The organism is Pedobacter sp. FW305-3-2-15-E-R2A2 (genome assembly GCF_038446955.1).
Classification (GTDB): Bacteria; Bacteroidota; Bacteroidia; order Sphingobacteriales; family Sphingobacteriaceae; genus Pedobacter.
In genome coordinates this window covers 2,322,643-2,342,829 of the sequence record NZ_CP151803.1, presented here as the reverse complement: position 1 = coordinate 2,342,829, position 20,187 = coordinate 2,322,643, and the positions used below count along the sequence as shown (strand labels likewise).

Below are 20,187 nucleotides of genomic sequence, written 5' to 3'. Positions count from 1 at the left end.
AAAACAACATTAAAAAGAAGGCAACAACAATGCAGGATCAAGGGTAACTATTGGACGATTAGCGGTAACTCTTTCTAAACTTCCCTGCTGAACCACCGGAAACCTTGGTAAACAATCTCGAAAAATAGGTATGATCGGTGAAGCCCAGGGAGAAGGCAATCTCCTTTAGGCTAAGGTCAGTATGGTATAATAGCCGTTTTGCTTCCAGGATAATTTCATGATGAATCCAGTAACTCACCGGAAATCCCGTATTGGACTTTACCACTTCATTGAGGTAAGTGAGGGAAATATTCAGTTTAGCTGCATACTCAGCAGGCCCCTTTACCGTTTTAAAGTCCTGAAGCAGCAATGTTCTGAATTGCCGGGTCAGCTGCACTGGCCTGGTATTTAAGGCTTCACTTTTAGGCTTAGTCAGCAGGTAAGCTTCGGCCAGCATCCCGATATAGGAAGAGAGCAGGGAATGAACAATCTGTTTGCTCAGTGGCTGATTCATATCCAGGAACCTTTCATGCACCAGCTGAATACATTGTTTAAACTTATTCTTGCCGCCCTCGTCCAGCAGCAGGGACTCCTGCTCCAGAATCACATGTTCCAGAATCTGACGGTATTCTTCTGCGACCAACAAGGTTTCCACTGCAAGAAACCAACCCGAGGAGTTTTCGGTGTTCAGGATATGGTGTACCTGCCCGGGGATGATGTACAATAAGGCACAGCCCTCCACATTGATCGTTTTAAAATCAAGCATGACCTGCGTACTTCCCTCTTCCTGAAAAATGAAAATATAATGATCATCTCTATGTGCCCCCAACAGGGTTGCACGTTCCTTATTTACGCTTTGGAAATAAAGCATTTCCAGGCCTATGCCATTGCGTTCGGCCATTTTATGGACAGGGATATGTTGTTTCATTTGTATGTAGCTCAATTATTCAAATATTCAGAAAAAAGACGATTAAGGAATTAAAGAAGCGATGATCTGGATTCCCCGTTCCAGTTCTGCTTCGTCCAGTGCGGCATAGCCCAGACGTAAGGCATTTAAGGCTTTTCCATTGAAAGAAAACCTTTCCGTAGAGATCACCTGGACACCATGTTTCAATAAGAGTTCTGAGAAGGCCACAGTGTCAACCGGTTTTTTAAACCTTAACCAAAAGGCCAGTCCACCTTCAGGGAGTTGATAATCCGCTTTTTCTTTTAAATACTGGTCCAGGTATTTACTCATGACCGACCTTCTTTCGCGATAAATGCCCAATGCCCGTTTCGCATGTTTATTGACAATCCCTTCTTCCATCAATTCTGCCACTGCATTTTCCATTACCGGGTCTCCCTGCCGGTCTATGGTCATCCTCAACGCTGCTAAAGAATCAATAAAAGAAGCCGGACCAGCCACATAACCTACCCTTACTGCCGGAGCGATGAGTTTACTCAAAGAACTAATGTAAATCACATTCTCTGCCTGGTCATAACTGGCAAGTGGCAATAAACTCCTCAGTCCAAAATGGTAATCATGGTCATAATCATCTTCTATAACCGCAAATCCATATTGATTGGACAGTGCCAGCAACTGCAACCTCCGGTCGGCTTTCATACTGACGGTAGTGGGAAACTGATGGTGCGGGGTGACATAAACCGCTTTCAGCTGACTTTTCTTACACAGCTGCTCCAGTTCCGCAATGCGAATGCCCTGTTCATCGATCTCTACAGGTGCAATGGTTGCTCCTGCATGCCTGAATGCTTCAAAAGCAGGCCGGTATCCCGGTGTTTCCATGGCCACGATATCCCCCGGCTTGATCAGGATCTGAGCCGTGAGGTACAATGCCATCTGGCTCCCCCGGGTAATGCAAATCTGATCAATTCCGAAACTTAAGCCTCGGTCCATGGTCAACATGGTTGCAATGGCGGTACGCAGCCGCTCTTCTCCCCTTTCATTGGCATAACCCAGCATTCTCCACCTTGCTTTTTGCTGAAAAATCCGCTTATAGGCACGCGCCAGTTCATCCAGAGGCGCCAGTTTTACATCAGGCAATCCATCATTAAAGACAATCAAAGGGACATCCGCGTTGACACTTGCCGGCATTCCGGAACCAAATGCAGTAAAAGAAAAGTTCTTTACCGAAGCGATGCTTTCCTCATTTCTTTGCCTGCGCCGTTCTTTTTGCTTTGGCAGTTTTTCAGAAACAAAAGTTCCTTTTTTATAAGCAGTTTCCAGCCAGCCCTCCGCCATCAGTTCTTCATAAGCAAGAACCACCGTTTTACGGTTTACACCAATGTCGGCAGCCAGAATCCGGCTTCCCGGCAAGGACATTCCCGGTTTTAGCCGCCCCTTTTTGATCTCTCCGATAATCCCGTCCGCAATCTGCTGGAATACAGATTTATGACTTCCCAATTCGATGTTCAGTATGGTTTTCCAAGGTCTCAGCATCTGGCCCATTAGTTTTAGTAAAAACTGGATGATTTTAGTCGTCCAAAAATACACAAAATTTGTCCTGTCAAAAGGAATTGACATTTAATAATTTTTCATTCTTTAAAATTCAATATCATGAAAACAACAGCAGAAAAAACAGCACAACTATCTTCAAAAGATTTCCACCAAACCTTTGCCCGTCCAAACTATGTAAGACCTGAGAAGTTCATACACAGGAATGTAGAGCAGGCAGGCGTTCATAACCAGTTCTCTACAGAAAGAAAACACCCGGTGTTTTTTGTAGACCTTCCTACCAGAAATGTAAGCATGACCATCGGCGGACTTTTACCGGGACAGCTCACCAATAAACACCGCCATACCTATGAAACCGTATTGTTTGTCATTGAAGGAAAAGGTTATACCGAGATCGAAGGTGAAAAAGTAGAATGGCAGGCCGGAGATGCAGTATATATTCCGGTATGGGCATGGCACCGTCATCAGAACCTGAGTGATACAGAACCGGCAAAATACATTGCCTGCGAAAATGCACCTCAGCTACAACACCTGGGTGTAGCCTTAAGAGAAGAAGAAGGCAGAGACCTGTAAAAATTTATTTTTTAATTCAAAATTCCAATTACATGAATAACCATACATTTAAAGGCATTATCGCCTACCCCATTACCCCTTTTAATACCCAGGAACAAATAGACCTTCCCCTCTTCAAAAAACTCGTAGAGCGTTTGGTTACTTCTGGTTCCCACGGTATTGCACCGCTTGGCAGTACAGGAGTAATGCCTTATCTCAACGACGAAGAAAAGGAAGCCATCACTGAAGCCACCATTCAGCAGGTTGCCGGAAGGCTTCCTGTAGTTACCGGGGTCTCGAATCTGACCACAGAAAGGACCATTTATCATGCTAAATTTGCAGAGAAAGCGGGAAGTACAGCAGTAATGATCATTCCTATGAGTTACTGGAAACTAACGGACAACGAGATTTTCAGTCATTATGAAGCCGTAGCCAAATCGATCTCTATACCGATCATGGCCTACAATAACCCGGCTACAGGAGGAATAGATATGTCTCCGGCCCTGTTGAAAAAGTTACTGGAGATCCCGAATGTGACGATGATCAAGGAAAGCTCCGGAGATCTGCAGCGCATGCATACCCTCCGCAGAGATTTAGGAGAAGAGGTCGCCTTTTTTAACGGTTCTAATCCCCTTGCTTTGGGCGCTTTTGCTGCAGGAGCTTTAGGCTGGTGCACCGCAGCGGCGAACCTGATTCCTGAATTGAACATTGGTTTGTACGATGCCATTCAAAAGAGCGACTTACCTTCCGCTCAAAACCTTTTTTACAAACAGCTTAATTTGTTAAAATACCTCTTGGCAAAAGGTCTTCCAAGGGCAATTAAATCTGGTCTGGAAATCCTTGGCGAAGAGGGTGGTGAACTGAGAGGTCCGTTAAAACCACTGAACAGTCAGGAAGTAACAGAATTGGCTACTTTGCTAAATGCGCTAAAAGCATAAGTCTAACGATTCTTAACCCGGGCATTCCCAACTGGGTTAAGAATTATCTTTATTCACGTGATCTGCAAGTTCATAACCACCAGGTGCTCCTTTATCCTCTAAAAACAGCAACACGATCAGCGAGACAATAGGAATCAGAAAAGAAATGAAAAACCAGAAGAAAAAGCTCCTGCCCATACTTTTCGCAAGAATCCCCGCCACGGTCTGTGGAATCATTAAAACGCAGATTAAGAGTATTTCCGGCATACTGAACGCACTATTTAAAGACCATCACCTGGTTCAAATATAGCAAAACAGGTGATAAAATTTCAGTATAGAACTACAGATATCTGAAAACACAAAATCCCGGCAATTGCCGGGATTTTGTGTTTTCAGATATTAAAGAAATTAATTCCTGGAAATCATCACTATTGATAACCTGGGTTCTGCTGACCTTTTAAAATAGGGTTCGCATCTGTTTCTACCTGTGGAATTGGGAACACCAATTTGTTATCGCCTGGTTGGAAGTTTACAATTTTCCAATGGCTGACTCCAGATCTTGTAACCGGGGTTTTCGTTCTCAACAAGTCAAAAAACTTATGTCCTTCTCCATACAATTCTTTATCTCTTTCCACCATAATTTCGTCAATCAAAGCCTGACCGGTATTTAGTGAAATTACGGTAGCCGTTCCAGCTCTTAACTGAATTGGCAGAAGCGCAGCTTTTGCAGCAGCCTCATGCGTCAATCCCTGCCTGGCTTCAGCCTCCGCTTCAATGAGATACATTTCTGAAGAGCGAATCAGCACCTGATTATTGGCAGGCGTCGTATTAAAATCAAATTTATTGATCAGATACCCTTCAGTACCTCTCCTGCGGTACATTGCCGTACTTGGAGACGCATTTAAACTTTCCTTCACTAAAAACTGTTGTTTACGAACGTCTGTTTCACTAAATGAATTTAAAAACTCATCCGTTACCCTGAAACTAGAGTAACCAACATCATAAGGATCGTAGAAAGAACTCACTGCAATAAAGCCCTGGTTATCATCTGTTCTTACGTTAATGGCATAAATCCATTCCGAACTTGGGTTGCTAAAACCGGCCAGCAAAGAAGCCGCATTACCTAATGGTCTTGATGCTCTTGCCAATTTAGCATATTTACTTGCTTCCGGATAATTTCCCATGTTAAGGTATACCCTGGCAAGCAGTCCCTGAATGGCAGCACCATTCATTCTATAGATATTGCTTCTGGCAGGAAGGTTTGCTTCTGCAAATTTCAGGTCTGCAAGAATAAAATCATAAACTTCTTTAACCTTAGCTCTACCCGGAGGGGTGTCGTTAGGACCTAAAGGAAGTTTCACAATAGGAACCCCAGGTGCTTCCGGATCCAGATTATATGGTTTTCCGTACCACCTCACTAACCAGAAATAAGCATCGGCGCGAATTGCTCTTGCTTCTGCAAGGTAAGCCGTTTTTTGCGCTTCAGTGATGGGTGCAGTTGGAATATTTGCTTCAAATTGATTCGCATTTCCAATTACCCTGTAGGCAACAGTCCAATAGTTCGAAGGCTCTACGGAGTTCACTGTTTCAATGAACTGGTATCCGTTTACAAAGCGACCATAATTTCCCGCTCCGCTCACCACCATCACATTACCACCTTTTACATCATTATTTAAGATCATGTTATTGGTGTAATCTCCGGTACTGGTCAAATCATACAGACCCGTCATCGCTACTGCGATTTTTTCCGGAGAGGAGAAAGCGTCCTTTGCATTTGTCTTGTCATTTGGCGTCACTTCCAAAAACTCTTTTTTACATCCACCAAGTCCGGCAAGGCAGATGACCGCACCATATACTGCGATTTTATATATATTTTTCATGTCCTTTTCTGTATAAAAATTAAAATCCTACGCTTAAACCAACAGAGAATGTCTTGATATTAGGGATATCATTGTTACTCAATCCGCCCAAATCTGTCTCAGGGTCCAGACCTTTATGTGCAGCCCATGTAAGTGGATTTTCAGCCATTACATAAACACGAACGTTAGACATCTGAACAGGGTTCAACCATTTTTTCTTCAAGGAATAACCAAGGGTAATATTTTTAACCCTCATATAAGAACCATTGAAAAGGAACCTGTCTGAAACACTGTTTGAAAGATCTCCGTTACCGGTAGGTAAAAATCTTGGAATGCTGTTCACCTCTCCCGGGGTTTTCCATGCTTTCAATACATCTTTACTCATTTGCTGTCCCGGACTGATCCCGTTGTGCATTAGAGAAGCATACAAATTGTCGTAAATTTTTCCTCCAACTGAAAAATAAGTAAGTACGCTCAGGTCAAATTCCTTGTATTTGAACGTATTGGAAAGACCTCCGTTAAATTTAGGAAGAGAGGTCCCCAGGCCATCATATCTGGTCGCCGCTGAGTAGCTCTTAGTCGTGATTTTATTTCCTGTACGGACGCCGTTTGCATCAAGCTCATCAGTATACCACATCGGACTTCCATCATTAGGATCAACACCTGCGTATTGTCTTAGGAACCAAGCATATCTGTCGCCACCAATTTTTAATCTTTTCGTTCCATCCTCAGTATCAATGATCTCATTCTGAGTCATTTTCTTGATTTTATTCTTATTTGAGGTGATGTTAAAAGAGACATTCCAGGTAAAGTTGTCATTCTGAATCGGGGTACCGTTTAACAAAATCTCCACACCGGAGTTGTCCATAGAGGCCAGATTGGTTTTGATCAGGTTAAAACCGGTAAGTCTTGAGATCGGTTTATCAAATAGTAAACCTTTAGATCCTCTTTTATAGTAAGAAACTTCCCCGGTAATTCTATGGTTCAACAATGCAAATTCAAGACCTATGTCTGTAGTTGCATTTTCTTCCCATTGCAATGCCGGATTTTCCAATTGAGTATATACCATACCCGATTGTCCTTCATAGTTTCTGCCTAAAGTATACAGACCTTGTGCATCGTAACGTCCAATCCTGTCATTTCCTGAAGTACCGTAACTTGCGCGAAGCTTTAAATCATTCAATACAGAACCTGTATTGAAGAAGGATTCTTTGCTGATTCTCCAGGCACCACCTACGGAGTAGAAGTTTCCATATTTATTTCCGACACCGAATACGGATGAACCATCTCTTCTAAAACTTCCTGATAAAAAGTATTTTTTATCATAATCATAGGTTGCTCTGGAGAAGTATGATGATAATCTTTTTTCCGTAAAAGAAGAAGTTGCTGTATTTGGCGTAGAAGCTGCGATCAATTCCGTTGCTCCCGGAAAAGCAAAGTTCGTTGCCTGTGCGTAGATGTTATCCAGTTTAGTACGATAAGCTTCCTGACCTAACAATACATTCACGCTATGCAGACCAAAAGTTTTATCATAAGTAATTGTATTTACAAAGGTCACGGTAACATCTTCCCTGGTATAGCGATATCCTCTTCCTTTTACACTTACTCCGTTTCCATGAGTAGGGTTATAGAATTGGCGCTCGCGGTTGTTGATGTAATCAATTCCGACTGCAGACTTTGCCGTAAAGTCTTTTAAGAATTTAAGCTGAACATAAGGACTGGTAATGACACGTGAAGTAATCGTGTTATACTCGTCCAGTTCAGCAAGCCCTACCGGGTTAAAGTCAGGAGAAACCGGGTTTAGATAGCTATATGTAGGCTTACCTTTTGCATCCAGCACTGGATTTCCTGCAGCATCTCTTACATATAAAGAATAAATATTAGCCGCCAGATCTCCGAACCTTACCGGGTTTGCACCTCCACCAGCACCTGCCGGTGTATTTTGATTGGTACGTGACAGGCTATTGGTAATTCCAAAAGAGAAATTTTTAGTCACATCATTAGACAGGTTAAATTTACCTGTAAATCTTTCAAAATCAGAACCGATAACGATACCTTTTTGATCAAAATAACCCCCTGAAACGTAATACTTAAGCTTTTCAGTACCACCACTTGCCGAGACATTTACGTCTTTTGTTACTCCACGACGCAGCACTTCATCTCTCCAGTCTGTATCATAAAGCAGGGAAGCACCTGAGCTCAATGCGCCATCAGCACCAAATGGGTTTGGGGTATTGAAAGGATTTACCGTTAATTTGTCTCTGGTCAATTTATTAGCCTCAGTGGCAGCAAGATCAGGTGCAGATCCTGCTGCAATACGTCTTGCATAATAGCTGTCAAAATATAACTTATAATATTCCATGGCATTGAGTGTCTCATGTTTTTTCACCGCCTGCGAAGAATAACCACCTGAAACACTTGCCGAAAATTTAGTATCTCCCCGCTGACCTTGTTTGGTTGTAATCAAAATTACCCCGTTCGCAGCTCTAGATCCGTAGATTGCAGCAGCGGTTGCATCTTTCAAAACGGTTACTGAAGCAATATCATTAGGATTTAAAGAAGAGAGTACATCAGAAGTTTGTGCAACCTGACTAAGATCACCATTTGTAATGGCGATACCGTCAACTACATATAAAGGTGAGCTCAGTGCATTTGAGAATGAGCCGACTCCGCGGATACGAATAGAAGAAGTAGCACCTGGCTGCCCCGACACACTAGTCACCTGTACCCCCGCTGCCGCACCCTGAAGCGCTTTCTCAAAGGAAGTATTTGGCCTGTCGGCGAAAGTCTTCGCACCTACACTGGAAGCCGATCCGGTGAAGTTCTCCTTTTTTACCGTTCCATAGGCGATGACAATCACCTCATTCAGGTTTTTGGTGTCTTCTGCTAAAACGACATTAATCACGTTTCCGGAAGCAATAGAAACGGTTTGGCTGACATAACCCAGGGAAATAAATTCCAATGCATTGACTGATGCAGGCAAGCCAATAGAATACTTGCCATTTGCATTTGTTTGGGTGCCACGTGCGACACCTTTAGCCTGGACTGTAACGCCTGGTATTGGAAGTCCGTCCGCCCCCGTTACTGTTCCAGATACTGTCCTTTCCTGTGCCATTGCCGAAAAAGCAAAGAACATAAGAATGGTCAAACTTTGTAAAAGTTTTTTCATAATCAATAAAATTTAGGTTAGTTATTAAACCCGAATATATCAAATCCGACTATTTTGCTTGATTTATCAAGGAAAGCAATCCTACAAATGACACTTTAATGACTGAAAAATAAATTATTTTAAGTATGGTTTCAAGATAAAAAATATAATAATACTTTTAAAACGATATACAATTCAGATATCTATTCTTAAATACAATAAAAATAGCTTTGTAACGAAAATGTTTAATTTTATTTAACATAAAATACCGGATAAAATTCACATATAAATGTTACTCAGCGGATGCAATAATTAGAGAAAAAGAGCGTCTTTGCAGCGGCAAAATTGCTGGAAATCAAAAAAGCCCGGCTACGCTTGGTAACCGGGCTTCCATGTCAAACAGGAAAAAGGCAATACCTAATGATCGTAACTGATCACCCTTGTCATTTTCCATGCACCATCTTTAAGTTCCCAGATCTGGACAAACTTAAAAATACCGACCTCTTCTTTGCCATTCTCTACATGGGTAAACTGATGAACCCCTACTTCTATTGCTCCAAAATCTTTAAGCGGATACACCTCAATATTACCAACCAGAGTTCTTTTCAACGGAGAAGCAGTATTGCTGGCAAACATTTTTTTAAAACTTTCCATCGTTTGCTGATAATTGGTCACCTTCCCGCCATCGTTATAAAACTCTACGTTCTCTGCAAAAACACTACTCAATGTTTTCAAATCCCGGGCATTAAAAGCATCAAAACAAACGCTGTCCATGTGCGCAATTGTCCGATACAATTCGGCATCTTTTATTACATAGGCTTTCCCCTGAGCTTTCAGAGCGGAACTAAAAACAAAACTACTAAGCAACAGGACCGTTGCGCTAAAAAAATGGACATTGATTCTTTTCATGGTTTGTTGTTGATTATTCAGTTTTAAGACATTTAACCGGATCTGCAGCCGCTGCCTTGATCGATTGTACGGCCACCGTAAGCCAGGAGATCAGTAAAGCGAGAAAACCTGCTGCAACAAAATACCAGATTTGTAATTCTATTCTGTAGGCAAAGGTATTGAGCCAATATTTGGTCATGATATAACTTAGCGGAAGCGCGATAAAGATCGCTCCTATCACAGGCTTGGTAAAATCTTTTGATAAGATCATGATGATGCTCATCTCTGAAGCCCCCAATACCTTTCTGATGCCAATCTCTTTTAGCCTTCTCTCCGCAGTAAAGGTAGCCAGTCCGAATAAACCCAAACAAGAAATGATCACCGCCAGTGCGGTGAAATAACGGGATAAAATGGCTACTCTATTTTCCGCCACATATTGTGCCTGAAAATCCTGATCCAGGAATTTATAGTCAAATACGAAGCCGGGGTTATAACCTTTATAAAATTTCTGCAAGGCCGCAACCGTCTGTTTTTCCTCTCCTGCTTTGATCCTGATCATCACCCGGGTTAATTCGTTAGGCTCAAACCTAAAGAACATCGGCTTCACATCGGTATGAAGGGACTCAAAATTAAAGTCTTTCAATACCCCGATAATCTGATAATCTTTACCCCAGAGTCCAAAGACCTTACCTACCGGATTTTTGAGCCCGGTTACTTTGATTCCTGCTTCATTGATCAGAATCTTAGTGCTATCCGATCCATATTGACCTGAAAAGCTACGGCCGGCAGCCATCGTCATCCCCAATGTTTCAATCAAACCAGCCCCAATCCTTCCTTTTTGAAATTTGATCAGCTCTTTAGGGTTGCGCCCCTCCCAGTTGAAATCACCAGTGGTCGCACTGAGGTCACCCAGCAGATTCCGATCCATTCCCGCAGCATTCAGCACACCAGGAACCTTTTTAACCTCCGATAAAAAAGCGTTTACATTCGTCTTTAACCGGCCTTCCGTTTCAAAATACAATACATTGTCTTTTTTAAAACCCGGACTTTTAGTCTGTACAAATTCTATTTGTTTATAGACTACAAAAACGGATACGATTAAAATAACAGAAAGGGTAAACTGAAAGACCACCAGACCTCTCCTGGTCCACAATTCACTCATCGTAGATCCAAGTCTCCCCTTTAATGCAGCAGCTGGATTAAACCCAGAAAGATAAAGCGCAGGGTAACTGCCGGAGAACAACCCCGTAAACAAGGCGATCCCCATGAAGATCAACACCATATTCAGGTTAAAATCCAGTACTAAATGTTTATCTGTAATCTGGTTAAACTGTGGAAGAAACAACTCTACGCCTAAAAGCGCCAGGAACAGCGCTAGAAATGTCAGCAGCACAGATTCCGATAGGTACTGCAGGATCAATGACTTTCTGCTCGCACCCATTACCTTTTTTATGCCTACTTCTTTCATCCTTCTGGATGCTTTGGCGGTCGACAAATTCATAAAATTGATACAGGCAATCACCAGGATAAAGATGGCGATCAGCGAAAACAAATGCACATAATCGATTCTCCCTCCGGTCATCACCCCATTTTCGTACTTACCATACAGATAGGCATCGGCATAAGGCCTGATGAACAATTCCCGGTAAGCATGGCCTTTTCCAGCCATGTATCCTTTAATTTTTTGTTCAAACTGACCGGGATCTGCCCCATCCTTCAGGACGACAAAAGTGGATGGGCCATGATTTCCCCATTTAAGGTAGTTGGAGGTTTTAAACAAAAATTCCAAAGGAACCAGAAAATCAAAGTGATCTGAGGAACGGTCTGTTGCATTTTTGAAAACTCCGGAGATCAGCACATGATTTTCTCCTTTTAGTTCTGAATTTCTCCAGGCCATTTCTTTTCCGACCACATCTGTGGTATGGAATAATTTCATCGCCAGCGCTTCAGAAATCACGATATTATTGATGCCACTTAGTATCTGATCTTTATTTCCGGAGATCAGGGGATAAGAAAATACTTTTAAAAAGTCTTTACCTGCAAATTTCCCTGCTGCTTTAATCGCCGTGCCGTTCCCAACATATACTTTACTCTCTTCCAGCCAATAGCTGGGAGAAGCGGTTACCGCCAGCCTCACTTCGGGCATTTCTTTGGCCAGTGATTCTCCGAGTAATCCTGAAGTCCCGTCTCCCGTGCTGACACCCGTTGCCGTCTTTTCATTTTCCATCACCTGAAAAAGCCTGCTGTTGTTCGCATGGAATCTATCCATTCCCAGTTCATCCGCTACCCAAAGGTAGATCATCAGCGCACAGCAGAGCCCCGCTGAAAGCCCAAACAGGTTGATTAAGAAAGAGCTCTTATATCTTTTGAAGTTCCGGTAAATCAGTAACAGGTGATGTTGAAACATAATGCTGGTTGTTTTCATCCTTCAATGCCAATCACATGCCATAGCCAAAAACCTTTATTAATGCTATGGAGAGGCGCTTTTCAAATAAAGGTGTTCATATACGGACAGTTTTGCTGTACAAATTCGGACAGGACCACCAGCTCCTAAATCGTTACTTTGATTTATGCTGATCTTCTTTGATCTGGTTAAAGGCATCCGAACCTCCCCTTGGGATCGACAAAGAAGTCCAGCTTTCCGAGCACAGCATTTTACCTATAAATACAATTTGTCCGATATGGTAAGGATAATGAGCCAATTGCCTGTTGACCGCCTCCGTTACAGAGAGGGCTTCATGACGAATCAAAATTTCTCTGGTAAGATCGGCTTCTTTTAAATCATAAATCACCTCCAGAAAACACTTCCATCCTGCATCCCAGCAGCGCAGGAGCGCTGTCCTGGATTGCAGGTCATTGTCGAATTCTGATTCCCGGTTTCTGTTCTCTTTCTCTCCATCGGCGGTAAAGAAATCCGTCCACCTGGAGATCATATTTCCGGAAAGGTGTTTTACAATCGTTGCGATGCTATTGCTTTGAGGATCATATTGCCAGAACAGCTGTTCATCAGAAAGCTGGGCAAAAGTTTTCTCTCCCAAAGCCTTATAATACTCCAGTTGCTGCTTTACACTTTCAAGATAGTTTTTAGCCATCCGATAAAATTAGAGAATTATTTAGCCAAAACCATCTTTTTGTTTCTGCTGATCAACATCCAGGCAAAAAGTGCTCCTGTTAAAGCCATAACCGTTCCTACCCATACCGGCGAAGTATAATCATAACCCGCAGCCAATGGCAATCCGCCCAGAAAAGCACCCAATGCATTTCCGATGTTAAAGCTCGCCTGACTCACCGAAGCGGCAATCATTTCAGAACCTTTAGCCGTATTGATCATCAACATTTGAATTGGCGCAGCAAGCGCAAAAGCAACAGCACCAGTGATAAAGGTCATCACAAGAGAAAGCACCTGATTGCCGGAAATATAGTGGACAATGAACAAAGTGATGGCCATTGTGATCAATAAAGACACAGAAGCTTTTGCCGGAGAGAAACGGTCTGCCAGTTTACCCCCGATAAAGTTCCCAACCAACATTCCCAGGCCTGCCAGCACAAGGATATAGGTAATGGAATCCGGAGAGAAACCGGAAACATCGGTCAGCAATGGTGCAATATAACTGTACCAGGAGAATAGCCCTCCGGTTCCGATAGCGATCATCAGAATGATCAGCCATGCTTCAGGCAGTTTGAAAAAAGAAAGTTCTTTTTTTAAATCCCTGTCTTTGGTTGCAGGAAGGTTCGGCATCCATAGTTTAAGGCTTAACAAGGTGATCAGCCCTACAATGACGATGATCACAAAGGTATACCTCCAGGAATAATGATGTCCGATATAAGTTCCCAGGGGAACGCCGATCACATTTGCGATGGTTAAACCGGCAAACATGAGTGATACGGCTTGTGCTTCTTTTCCTTTTCCGGCGATGCGGCTGGCCACAACAGAACCTACACCAAAGAAGGCACCATGTGGAAGACCGGCCAGAAAACGGGCGGCAAGCATGGTGGTATAATCCGGAGAGAAAGCGGAAAGGGCATTAAATGCGGTAAACATCACCATTAATGCCAAAAGAATCTTTTTCGGAGGATAACTTCCGGCAATGGCAACGAGTACCGGAGCCCCTACTACCACACCTAAAGCATAGGAAGAAATCAGGTGCCCTGCCTGAGGGATAGTAATATTGAGGTCTTTGGCAATATCGGGCAACAAGCCCATCATTACAAATTCGGTAATGCCAATCCCAAGTCCGCCAAGGGTTAAGGTGAGTAAACTTTTCTTCATATTCCGCTAAACGTTAGTGTAAAAAATACACCGCGCAAATTTAGCAAAATTAAACAGGGAGATTCGTCGTACTTAGGTCATATCGAACCTTCACAACTACAGGTTTCTTTTTCCTTTTCTTCCACCAGATGATAAATCCGGTAACGGGCAGACTTGCAGAGATTAAGCTGGCAATAAAAGCAATGATTTTACCAAGCCAACCAAAGAGTTGTCCGGTATGCAGGTCGTAGTTTGTAGCCTCGTAGAAATCGGCTTTGTTAAAATCCTTGTACAACTTGGAACGTAGCAATTGTCCACTGGTTTCATCGAAAAAGAAAGAATTCTGATTTCTTGCCCAGCGATAAGGATACATTGTTCTCAACCGGATTTCTCCATTTTTCCTAACCGATATCGAGGAAGAAGTTACTCCAGGATACTGAAGCAATATGGACTGATACATCTGATGATAACGGCTTGCAAGCGGTTCATGATTTTCCTTCGCTGCAACATTTTTCTCTTTCCTGCCTTCGCTTAGCTTGCTGCCTGTGAAAAAGCTGACCCCGGTTTTCACCTCTTTAAAAGCAAAATACAATCCTGATAAAGAAACCACGATTAAAATCCCGGAAGCATAAAAGCCAAGCACGTTGTGAAGGTCATAATTGACTCTTTTAAAAGAGGCTTTCCATTTGATAGAGAGCGACTGCCGCAACAAACGCATTTGATTGGGGAACCATAAGACCAGCCCCGTCAGCAACATCAATACGAAAACCACCACAGACCAGCGTTGAATAAACTTCCCTGTTTCTCCCAAAAGCAGGGTCATGTGAAGATCCAGCACCACACTCAGCCAATCAGCCGCTCCTTTATTGACCAGCTGACCATCATAGGGGTTAAAATAATACACCTTTTTCTTCTTGCTGCTCACCGCAACCGTTGCATTGGGTTCAGATTCTGTAATGCGGATCAGTGTGATCTTTTCTTTTGGCGCCAGCTGTTCGAAGTTCCTGATGATCTGATCCAGTCCGACAAATGGCTTTTGCTGAACCGGAACATATTTATATTCCTTTTGCGTTAAATCCCTGATCTCTTCTTCAAAAACATAAAGACATCCGGTTACACTGATGATAAACACCACCAGCCCGGTACCTAAACCGAGCCAGAGGTGAATTTGTCTTATCGCATTTTTAAATTGCTTCATTCTTTTTATTAAAAGGCGTAGCCTACAGCAAGGTTAAACCTTCGTCCATTGCCCCTTACATAGTTGATGTCACTTCCGTAGAACTGAGATATACTCGGGTAATAGCTTTTGTTCAATAAGTTTTCAATTCCAAGGTTTAGGCTCAAAGCCTGATTTACTTTATATGCCGCGGCAAAATTAAACAAGTCGTAAGCCTTTACCGGACCTTCGCCTATCAAATACTTCCCTGTTTTTTCGTTGCGCTTGAAGCGGTCTCTACTGCCCACATGCACCCAGTTCAGGTCTATGCTCAGGCTTTTAATTCCTGAATACTTTAGGTAAGCCGTAGTTTTAGAAGGAGGAATCCGGGTGGTATTCAGGTAAACATCTGTTGGCCCATCGAATTTACCGTTGTCATCCACATCTCCTTTACCTTCTACTTTTGCATAGTTACCACCGATCAGCAAACCATCCATGATCGGATAATCCGCCTGAATTTCAAATCCATATACCCTTTCCGGGATTCTTTGAGAAATGTAAACACCATTCACCTCAAGCAGGTTTGCACCCAGCTTCGAGGTACTTAAATAATAGGCTGCACTTAAGTTTAGTTTGCCCAATGCACTGCTGAAACCCGCCTCATAATTATTAACGATGATCGGCTTTGTTTCCAGTTGGGATAAAGTATTGCTGGTGGCCACTCTAAGTACTCTTCCCACTTCAAATACAGAAAAAGACTGGGCATAACTCACAAAAGGATTGAACACTTTCCAGGCAGAATACCTTGCGCCTGCATTAAACACAAATGCATTATAATTTAAGGTTCCACCTTTTACTGCGATATTTCCCGCGCCATTTGGCCCGGCCAGGGTGGTAAAGTCATTCACCTTAATGTCCATATTTTCAGACCTTAAGCCTGCTTTAATCGTCAGATCGCTCAGGATATTTGCGGTAGCCTGAACATAAGGAGCCAGGTTCAGCATGTTCATTTTAGGCACCCATTCCCGGCCATCAACCAGGTTCTGGGATGTTTTATCATTCAACACATCCAGGCCATAATTTACCTGCATCAGCACAGCCGGAGAAAGCGAAAAAGGGGTATTTAAGTTTAAACGCGCTCCCTTTTTCGTAGATAAAAGGGCCGATTGTCCGCCGCCCAGGAAGGAAGCACTATTGGAATAGATGGTATAAAAATCCTGATAATATACGTTTGCAGTAAGGTCTGTATTTCCTGCTATTTTCTGATTGGTATATTGAAGGTTTGCATTGTGGTTAAAACGGGTCCCTTCATCCACACCTGGCCTGATCCCCCGGACACCAATAGCCGGTGAGCTGCCATAAACTCCGGCCTTGGTTACATAACGGGAATCCTGTCTGGAGCTAAAATAGTTATACATCAGGTCCAGTCGTTGTTTTTCAGAAATGTCGTAACCCAGTTTTGCGTAACCATTGTAGGATTTAGTTTCTCCAAGACCGTATTCCGGCGAGATCACCAATGCTTTGGCATCCCGGTATACCCCTGTTTTTTCATACATACCGCTAACGATATAATCGAACTTTTTCAGTTTACCATAGAACTGCTGCGTTGCGCGATAGCCAATGGTGCTGTCTCCTTTCGTATTTCCAGTCAGGCCGATTTGCGAATACCCGCCAAATGTTTTTCCGGAATTGCCTTTTTTTGTGATGTAATTGATCAATCCACCTTCTGCACCATTTCCATAAATGGCAGTTGCTCCTTTGATCACTTCCACACGTTCGATCACAGAAGGATCAATGCTTCGGATATCCCTTCCTCCTGCCCTTAATGGCGTAGATTGAGGAATTCCATCAATCAGGACCAATACATTTCTCCCGCGAAGGGTTTGTCCGGAATTCCCGGTTTGATTGGTCGCCATTCCCAATCCCGGAACGCTGTACGACAGAATATTTGCCAGGTTAGGACTGATGATGGATTGGGTATTGATGTCTTTTGCGGTCAATATCGTTACCGAAGAAGGTGTTTGCGACAATGATTCTGCCCTTCTGCTGGCAGAAACGATTACCTCCGACAAGTCCGCTTGTTGTTCTTTTAAGATGACCTGAAGATCTGTGGTCTCTGCCGCTGAAACAGAGACTTCTTTTTGTTGTTTTTCATATCCGGTTATCGAGATCGTTAGCGCATGATTTCCCGCTGGAACTCCGCTAAGCATGAACTTGCCGTTTTTATCTGAGCTGGTTTTCAGTCCCAGTTTTTTGATGCTGATGTTAGAAAAAGGGATATGTTGATTTAAGGAATCTGTTACTGTTCCTGTAATTGTTCCTTTGCCATTCTGGGCAAATAGATTCCAAGGCAAAAAGAGTACAAACAGTGCGGTAAGTAAAAGTAAAGGTTTAAGCTTCATGAATGGAGGTTTTGAGCGGCAAATATATATTAATTTAGATTAATTACAAATAGAATACGATATTGTGATCCATCCTGTTCTTTGAGCTAATTCATTTTTTTTCAAACACTTTGAAAAATCAGCTGTTGCTATACCAAAGGGTAACTCCCTATTATATGTGATCTACAAAAACATAATCCTATGAAATACAATAATTTTCGAAAAGCAATCTCTTCTTTAACGACTCAGAAATCAGATTCCACCCTGCCTGTTGTGGCGCTTTTAACCGGACTTGCAGTGGGTGCTGTTATTGGTGTTTTATTTGCACCTGAAAGAGGAGCTGACATCAGAACCAGGATTTCGGATAAGGCAAAAGACCTTTCCGATACTGCGAAAGACAAATTGCAAACGGTAAAGAATAAACTCCGGACCAATGGCCAGGAATTATCTGAGCTGAAAGATGAGGTCGTGGATCAGGTAAAGTCTAAAGCGAAAGAAGCAGAAGACCTGAAAGATGAAGTGGTAGATGAGGCGAAGTCTAAAGCTAAGGATATCTCAGAAGACGTTAAATCTGCTGCAGATAAGGTAACAAACAGCTAGTCTAAAAACATACAGCATAAAAAGAGAATTGGGTATATACTTTATCAGGAGGTTTCCTGCATAAAGTATATACCCTTAATTGTAAGCAACAATACCCTATTGAAGCTTGAAGCTATCGGATAACAGGTGTTTAACAAAAGTTTCCTTCAAATAATGTTCATCGCCCTTTTGCGTAATGAAATAGAAACATCTTTTAATATCAAGGCCTTTCACATCAATAACTTTTAATTCTCCGCTTTTAAGCTCCTTTAGCATCGAGTGAATAGAAAGAAATGCAAATGATTGTGAATTCAGAAGATAAGATTTTATACTCTCTGTGTTTTCCAATTCCATATCGATATTTAAATTTGATAGATTTACATCTACATTTTTTAGCGCTGAGGTGATTACTTCCAAAGAGCCTGAACCAGGTTCTCTGAGCACCATAGGTAATTTTTGCAGTTCAGCGGTAGATATGGTTGTTTTTTTCGAGACCGCATTGACATTACTGGTACATAGAACAATTTCATCCCTGGCAAACGACCTGTAATTAATGTACTGACGTTTGGTTTGTCCCTCCACTAAACCAATATCTATTTTATTCTCTAACAACAAATTCTCGATCGTCTCTGTATTATTTGAAATGAGCGCAATTTTCACTTCAGGAAACTTCAGTTTGAATGATGCAAGATATTTTGGTAAAAAATAATTTGCAATCGTTGTGCTGGCCCCTATCTTAAGCGACCCCTTAATATTCTTTGAAAGTGCTGCAAGATCAGACGCTATATTACGGTGCAGGTTAAGCAGTTCTTCCGAATGTTTCAAAAGCAAAACCCCCGCTTGCGTTAACTTAATTTTTGTCCCGTTACGTTCAAAAAGTTTAGTTTTGTAGAATACCTCAATTTCATGTATATGCCGGCTTACTGCTGGCTGAGTGATAAACAGCTCTTCTGCTGCCCTGGTAAAATTAAGTCGCTTTGCTACGATATAAAAAACCCTGAGTCTAAAATCAAACATAAATCCCCCTTGCTAACCTCTCAATTTTCATGCTTTAAAAGTATCTTTTTCTTAAGAATTCGCCTAATGATTATAACCGTTAGTCGTTTGTGGTAAAACCATATTTACGATAAATTTCCTTGCCCTTTTTACTGATTATAAAGTCCATAAAATCTTTCGCCGCCTGTTTATGTGGTGCTTTTTTTAACTGCCCCGCCATATAAGTCGCCTGAATATTTTCTTTATCGGGGATTTCAATAATTTCTATAGGGTGATTGATCATCTTCTGATAATATGCTTCAGAGTACCAGACCGGTCCGGCCTGCGATTCTCCATAAAGAATGCGCATCGGGGTTTGCCGGTGATGTATTTGCGTAAGATAAGTAGATTTATCCTGCACCTTATCTATCATAATCTTCTTTTTTAACGCTACTCCACCTGCTTTAACATAAGCTTCCTCTATTCTTTTTCCAATTCCCTCCCATTCAGGATTTGGCATTGCAACTTTAACATCAGCTCTACTCAGATCTTGTAAGCGTTCAATTCTGGCAGGGTTTCCTTTTTGAACCATGATTGCAAGCTTATTTTTAGCATAAACTTCAGTTCTGGAGAACCAATCTGAAAACGCTATAATCCTTGACTTGCCGGCAGTATATACGTCCGGTAGATGTGAGATTCTCATATTACCAATAGTTATTGAACCGCTCTGTATTTGCTTCGCCAGGATCCCCGGAGGAAGCGTTTCTGCAAAGATACGGGTATATTGAGGGTAAGTTTCCTTAAAGCCCTTAAGCAAATCATCGATCACCATAAATTGGTTCCCGGCAAAAAAAATGACCAATTGCGGGTCAGTGATATCTCCATAAAGATCGGGTACATTGTCAATTCCTTTGATCGTAAAATTCAGTCCATCATTGAAAGGCTTATTCCATGGAGGGTCGAATTTATATTCCTGGGCATGCGTATTGAAGGTCAGCAACGTTGTCGTGGTTGCCAGTAAAGCGGCATAAATCAGTTTCATGTTATTTCAG

The 20,187-nt window shown here is 42.2% G+C and carries 16 protein-coding genes; 3 read left to right on the top strand and 13 right to left on the bottom strand.

Translation table 11 applies throughout. The features are described from left to right. Positions 1-58 precede the first annotated feature (58 nt). Together AAFF35_RS09705 and AAFF35_RS09700 are read right to left on the bottom strand one after the other, a co-directional pair. Positions 59-907: a helix-turn-helix domain-containing protein gene (locus tag AAFF35_RS09705; RefSeq protein WP_342332248.1), complete on the bottom strand. Its 849-nt coding sequence runs from the start codon at positions 905-907 to the stop codon at positions 59-61. 42 nt (positions 908-949) lie between these two features. After that, positions 950-2,500, bottom strand: coding sequence for a PLP-dependent aminotransferase family protein (locus tag AAFF35_RS09700; RefSeq protein ID WP_342332247.1), 1,551 nt, complete (start codon positions 2,498-2,500; stop codon positions 950-952). A 33-nt stretch (positions 2,501-2,533) separates the two neighbouring features. Here AAFF35_RS09700 and AAFF35_RS09695 point away from each other — a divergent pair, with 33 nt between their 5' ends. Both AAFF35_RS09695 and AAFF35_RS09690 read left to right on the top strand, forming a co-directional pair. Then, positions 2,534-3,004 (top strand): cupin domain-containing protein, encoded by a 471-nt coding sequence (locus AAFF35_RS09695; RefSeq protein WP_124577169.1) that lies wholly within the window; start codon positions 2,534-2,536, stop codon positions 3,002-3,004. A 32-nt stretch (positions 3,005-3,036) separates the two neighbouring features. Continuing rightward, positions 3,037-3,921: a dihydrodipicolinate synthase family protein gene (locus tag AAFF35_RS09690; RefSeq protein WP_342332246.1), complete on the top strand. Its 885-nt coding sequence runs from the start codon at positions 3,037-3,039 to the stop codon at positions 3,919-3,921. Between the two features lie 36 nt (positions 3,922-3,957). Here AAFF35_RS09690 and AAFF35_RS09685 read toward each other — a convergent pair whose 3' ends face one another. From AAFF35_RS09685 to AAFF35_RS09645, 9 genes are all read right to left on the bottom strand, one after another. Continuing rightward, positions 3,958-4,137 (bottom strand): hypothetical protein, encoded by a 180-nt coding sequence (locus AAFF35_RS09685; protein ID WP_342332245.1) that lies wholly within the window; start codon positions 4,135-4,137, stop codon positions 3,958-3,960. A 191-nt stretch (positions 4,138-4,328) separates the two neighbouring features. Beyond that, the gene (locus AAFF35_RS09680) at positions 4,329-5,780 is read right to left on the bottom strand and encodes a RagB/SusD family nutrient uptake outer membrane protein (protein WP_342332244.1); all 1,452 of its coding nucleotides are present in this window, start codon (positions 5,778-5,780) and stop codon (positions 4,329-4,331) included. A 19-nt stretch (positions 5,781-5,799) separates the two neighbouring features. After that, complete coding sequence (locus tag AAFF35_RS09675) at positions 5,800-8,928, bottom strand: TonB-dependent receptor (RefSeq protein WP_342332243.1); 3,129 nt, start codon at positions 8,926-8,928, stop codon at positions 5,800-5,802. 396 nt (positions 8,929-9,324) lie between these two features. Further along, positions 9,325-9,816 carry a nuclear transport factor 2 family protein gene (locus tag AAFF35_RS09670; protein WP_342332242.1) on the bottom strand — a complete coding sequence of 164 codons (492 nt, stop codon included), beginning with the start codon at positions 9,814-9,816 and terminating at the stop codon, positions 9,325-9,327. Positions 9,817-9,829: 13 nt separating this feature from the next. After that, complete coding sequence (locus AAFF35_RS09665) at positions 9,830-12,202, bottom strand: FtsX-like permease family protein (protein WP_342332240.1); 2,373 nt, start codon at positions 12,200-12,202, stop codon at positions 9,830-9,832. A 151-nt stretch (positions 12,203-12,353) separates the two neighbouring features. Further along, entirely contained in the window at positions 12,354-12,887 is a 534-nt protein-coding gene (locus tag AAFF35_RS09660) for a DUF1572 family protein (RefSeq protein ID WP_342332239.1), read from the bottom strand. Between the two features lie 17 nt (positions 12,888-12,904). Then, positions 12,905-14,065 (bottom strand): MFS transporter, encoded by a 1,161-nt coding sequence (locus AAFF35_RS09655; RefSeq protein ID WP_342332238.1) that lies wholly within the window; start codon positions 14,063-14,065, stop codon positions 12,905-12,907. 49 nt (positions 14,066-14,114) lie between these two features. After that, on the bottom strand, positions 14,115-15,242 hold the full coding sequence (locus AAFF35_RS09650) for a PepSY-associated TM helix domain-containing protein (protein WP_342332237.1): 1,128 nt from the start codon (positions 15,240-15,242) through the stop codon (positions 14,115-14,117). Between the two features lie 8 nt (positions 15,243-15,250). After that, the gene (locus AAFF35_RS09645) at positions 15,251-17,602 is read right to left on the bottom strand and encodes a TonB-dependent receptor (protein ID WP_342332236.1); all 2,352 of its coding nucleotides are present in this window, start codon (positions 17,600-17,602) and stop codon (positions 15,251-15,253) included. 180 nt (positions 17,603-17,782) lie between these two features. Between AAFF35_RS09645 and AAFF35_RS09640 the strand changes: the two genes are divergently transcribed. Next, positions 17,783-18,181, top strand: a complete 399-nt coding sequence (locus AAFF35_RS09640) for a YtxH domain-containing protein (protein WP_342332235.1) — start codon at positions 17,783-17,785, stop codon at positions 18,179-18,181. Positions 18,182-18,277: 96 nt separating this feature from the next. Here the strand turns inward: AAFF35_RS09640 and AAFF35_RS09635 are convergent, their stop codons facing one another. Further along, positions 18,278-19,177 (bottom strand): LysR substrate-binding domain-containing protein, encoded by a 900-nt coding sequence (locus AAFF35_RS09635; RefSeq protein ID WP_342332234.1) that lies wholly within the window; start codon positions 19,175-19,177, stop codon positions 18,278-18,280. 79 nt (positions 19,178-19,256) lie between these two features. Next, a complete protein-coding gene (locus AAFF35_RS09630; RefSeq protein WP_342332233.1) occupies positions 19,257-20,177 on the bottom strand; it encodes a substrate-binding domain-containing protein in 921 nt (306 codons plus the stop codon). Positions 20,178-20,187: the final 10 nt, after the last annotated feature.

Bases quoted from the DNA above. Each gene is read 5' to 3' on its own strand.
- AAFF35_RS09705 (WP_342332248.1), bottom strand. From the start codon at position 907: ATGAAACAACATATCCCTGTCCATAAAATGGCCGAACGCAATGGCATA.
- AAFF35_RS09700 (WP_342332247.1), bottom strand. From the start codon at position 2,500: ATGTCAATTCCTTTTGACAGGACAAATTTTGTGTATTTTTGGACGACT.
- AAFF35_RS09695 (WP_124577169.1), top strand. From the start codon at position 2,534: ATGAAAACAACAGCAGAAAAAACAGCACAACTATCTTCAAAAGATTTC.
- AAFF35_RS09690 (WP_342332246.1), top strand. From the start codon at position 3,037: ATGAATAACCATACATTTAAAGGCATTATCGCCTACCCCATTACCCCT.
- AAFF35_RS09685 (WP_342332245.1), bottom strand. From the start codon at position 4,137: ATGATTCCACAGACCGTGGCGGGGATTCTTGCGAAAAGTATGGGCAGG.
- AAFF35_RS09680 (WP_342332244.1), bottom strand. From the start codon at position 5,780: ATGAAAAATATATATAAAATCGCAGTATATGGTGCGGTCATCTGCCTT.
- AAFF35_RS09675 (WP_342332243.1), bottom strand. From the start codon at position 8,928: ATGAAAAAACTTTTACAAAGTTTGACCATTCTTATGTTCTTTGCTTTT.
- AAFF35_RS09670 (WP_342332242.1), bottom strand. From the start codon at position 9,816: ATGAAAAGAATCAATGTCCATTTTTTTAGCGCAACGGTCCTGTTGCTT.
- AAFF35_RS09665 (WP_342332240.1), bottom strand. From the start codon at position 12,202: ATGTTTCAACATCACCTGTTACTGATTTACCGGAACTTCAAAAGATAT.
- AAFF35_RS09660 (WP_342332239.1), bottom strand. From the start codon at position 12,887: ATGGCTAAAAACTATCTTGAAAGTGTAAAGCAGCAACTGGAGTATTAT.
- AAFF35_RS09655 (WP_342332238.1), bottom strand. From the start codon at position 14,065: ATGAAGAAAAGTTTACTCACCTTAACCCTTGGCGGACTTGGGATTGGC.
- AAFF35_RS09650 (WP_342332237.1), bottom strand. From the start codon at position 15,242: ATGAAGCAATTTAAAAATGCGATAAGACAAATTCACCTCTGGCTCGGT.
- AAFF35_RS09645 (WP_342332236.1), bottom strand. From the start codon at position 17,602: ATGAAGCTTAAACCTTTACTTTTACTTACCGCACTGTTTGTACTCTTT.
- AAFF35_RS09640 (WP_342332235.1), top strand. From the start codon at position 17,783: ATGAAATACAATAATTTTCGAAAAGCAATCTCTTCTTTAACGACTCAG.
- AAFF35_RS09635 (WP_342332234.1), bottom strand. From the start codon at position 19,177: ATGTTTGATTTTAGACTCAGGGTTTTTTATATCGTAGCAAAGCGACTT.
- AAFF35_RS09630 (WP_342332233.1), bottom strand. From the start codon at position 20,177: ATGAAACTGATTTATGCCGCTTTACTGGCAACCACGACAACGTTGCTG.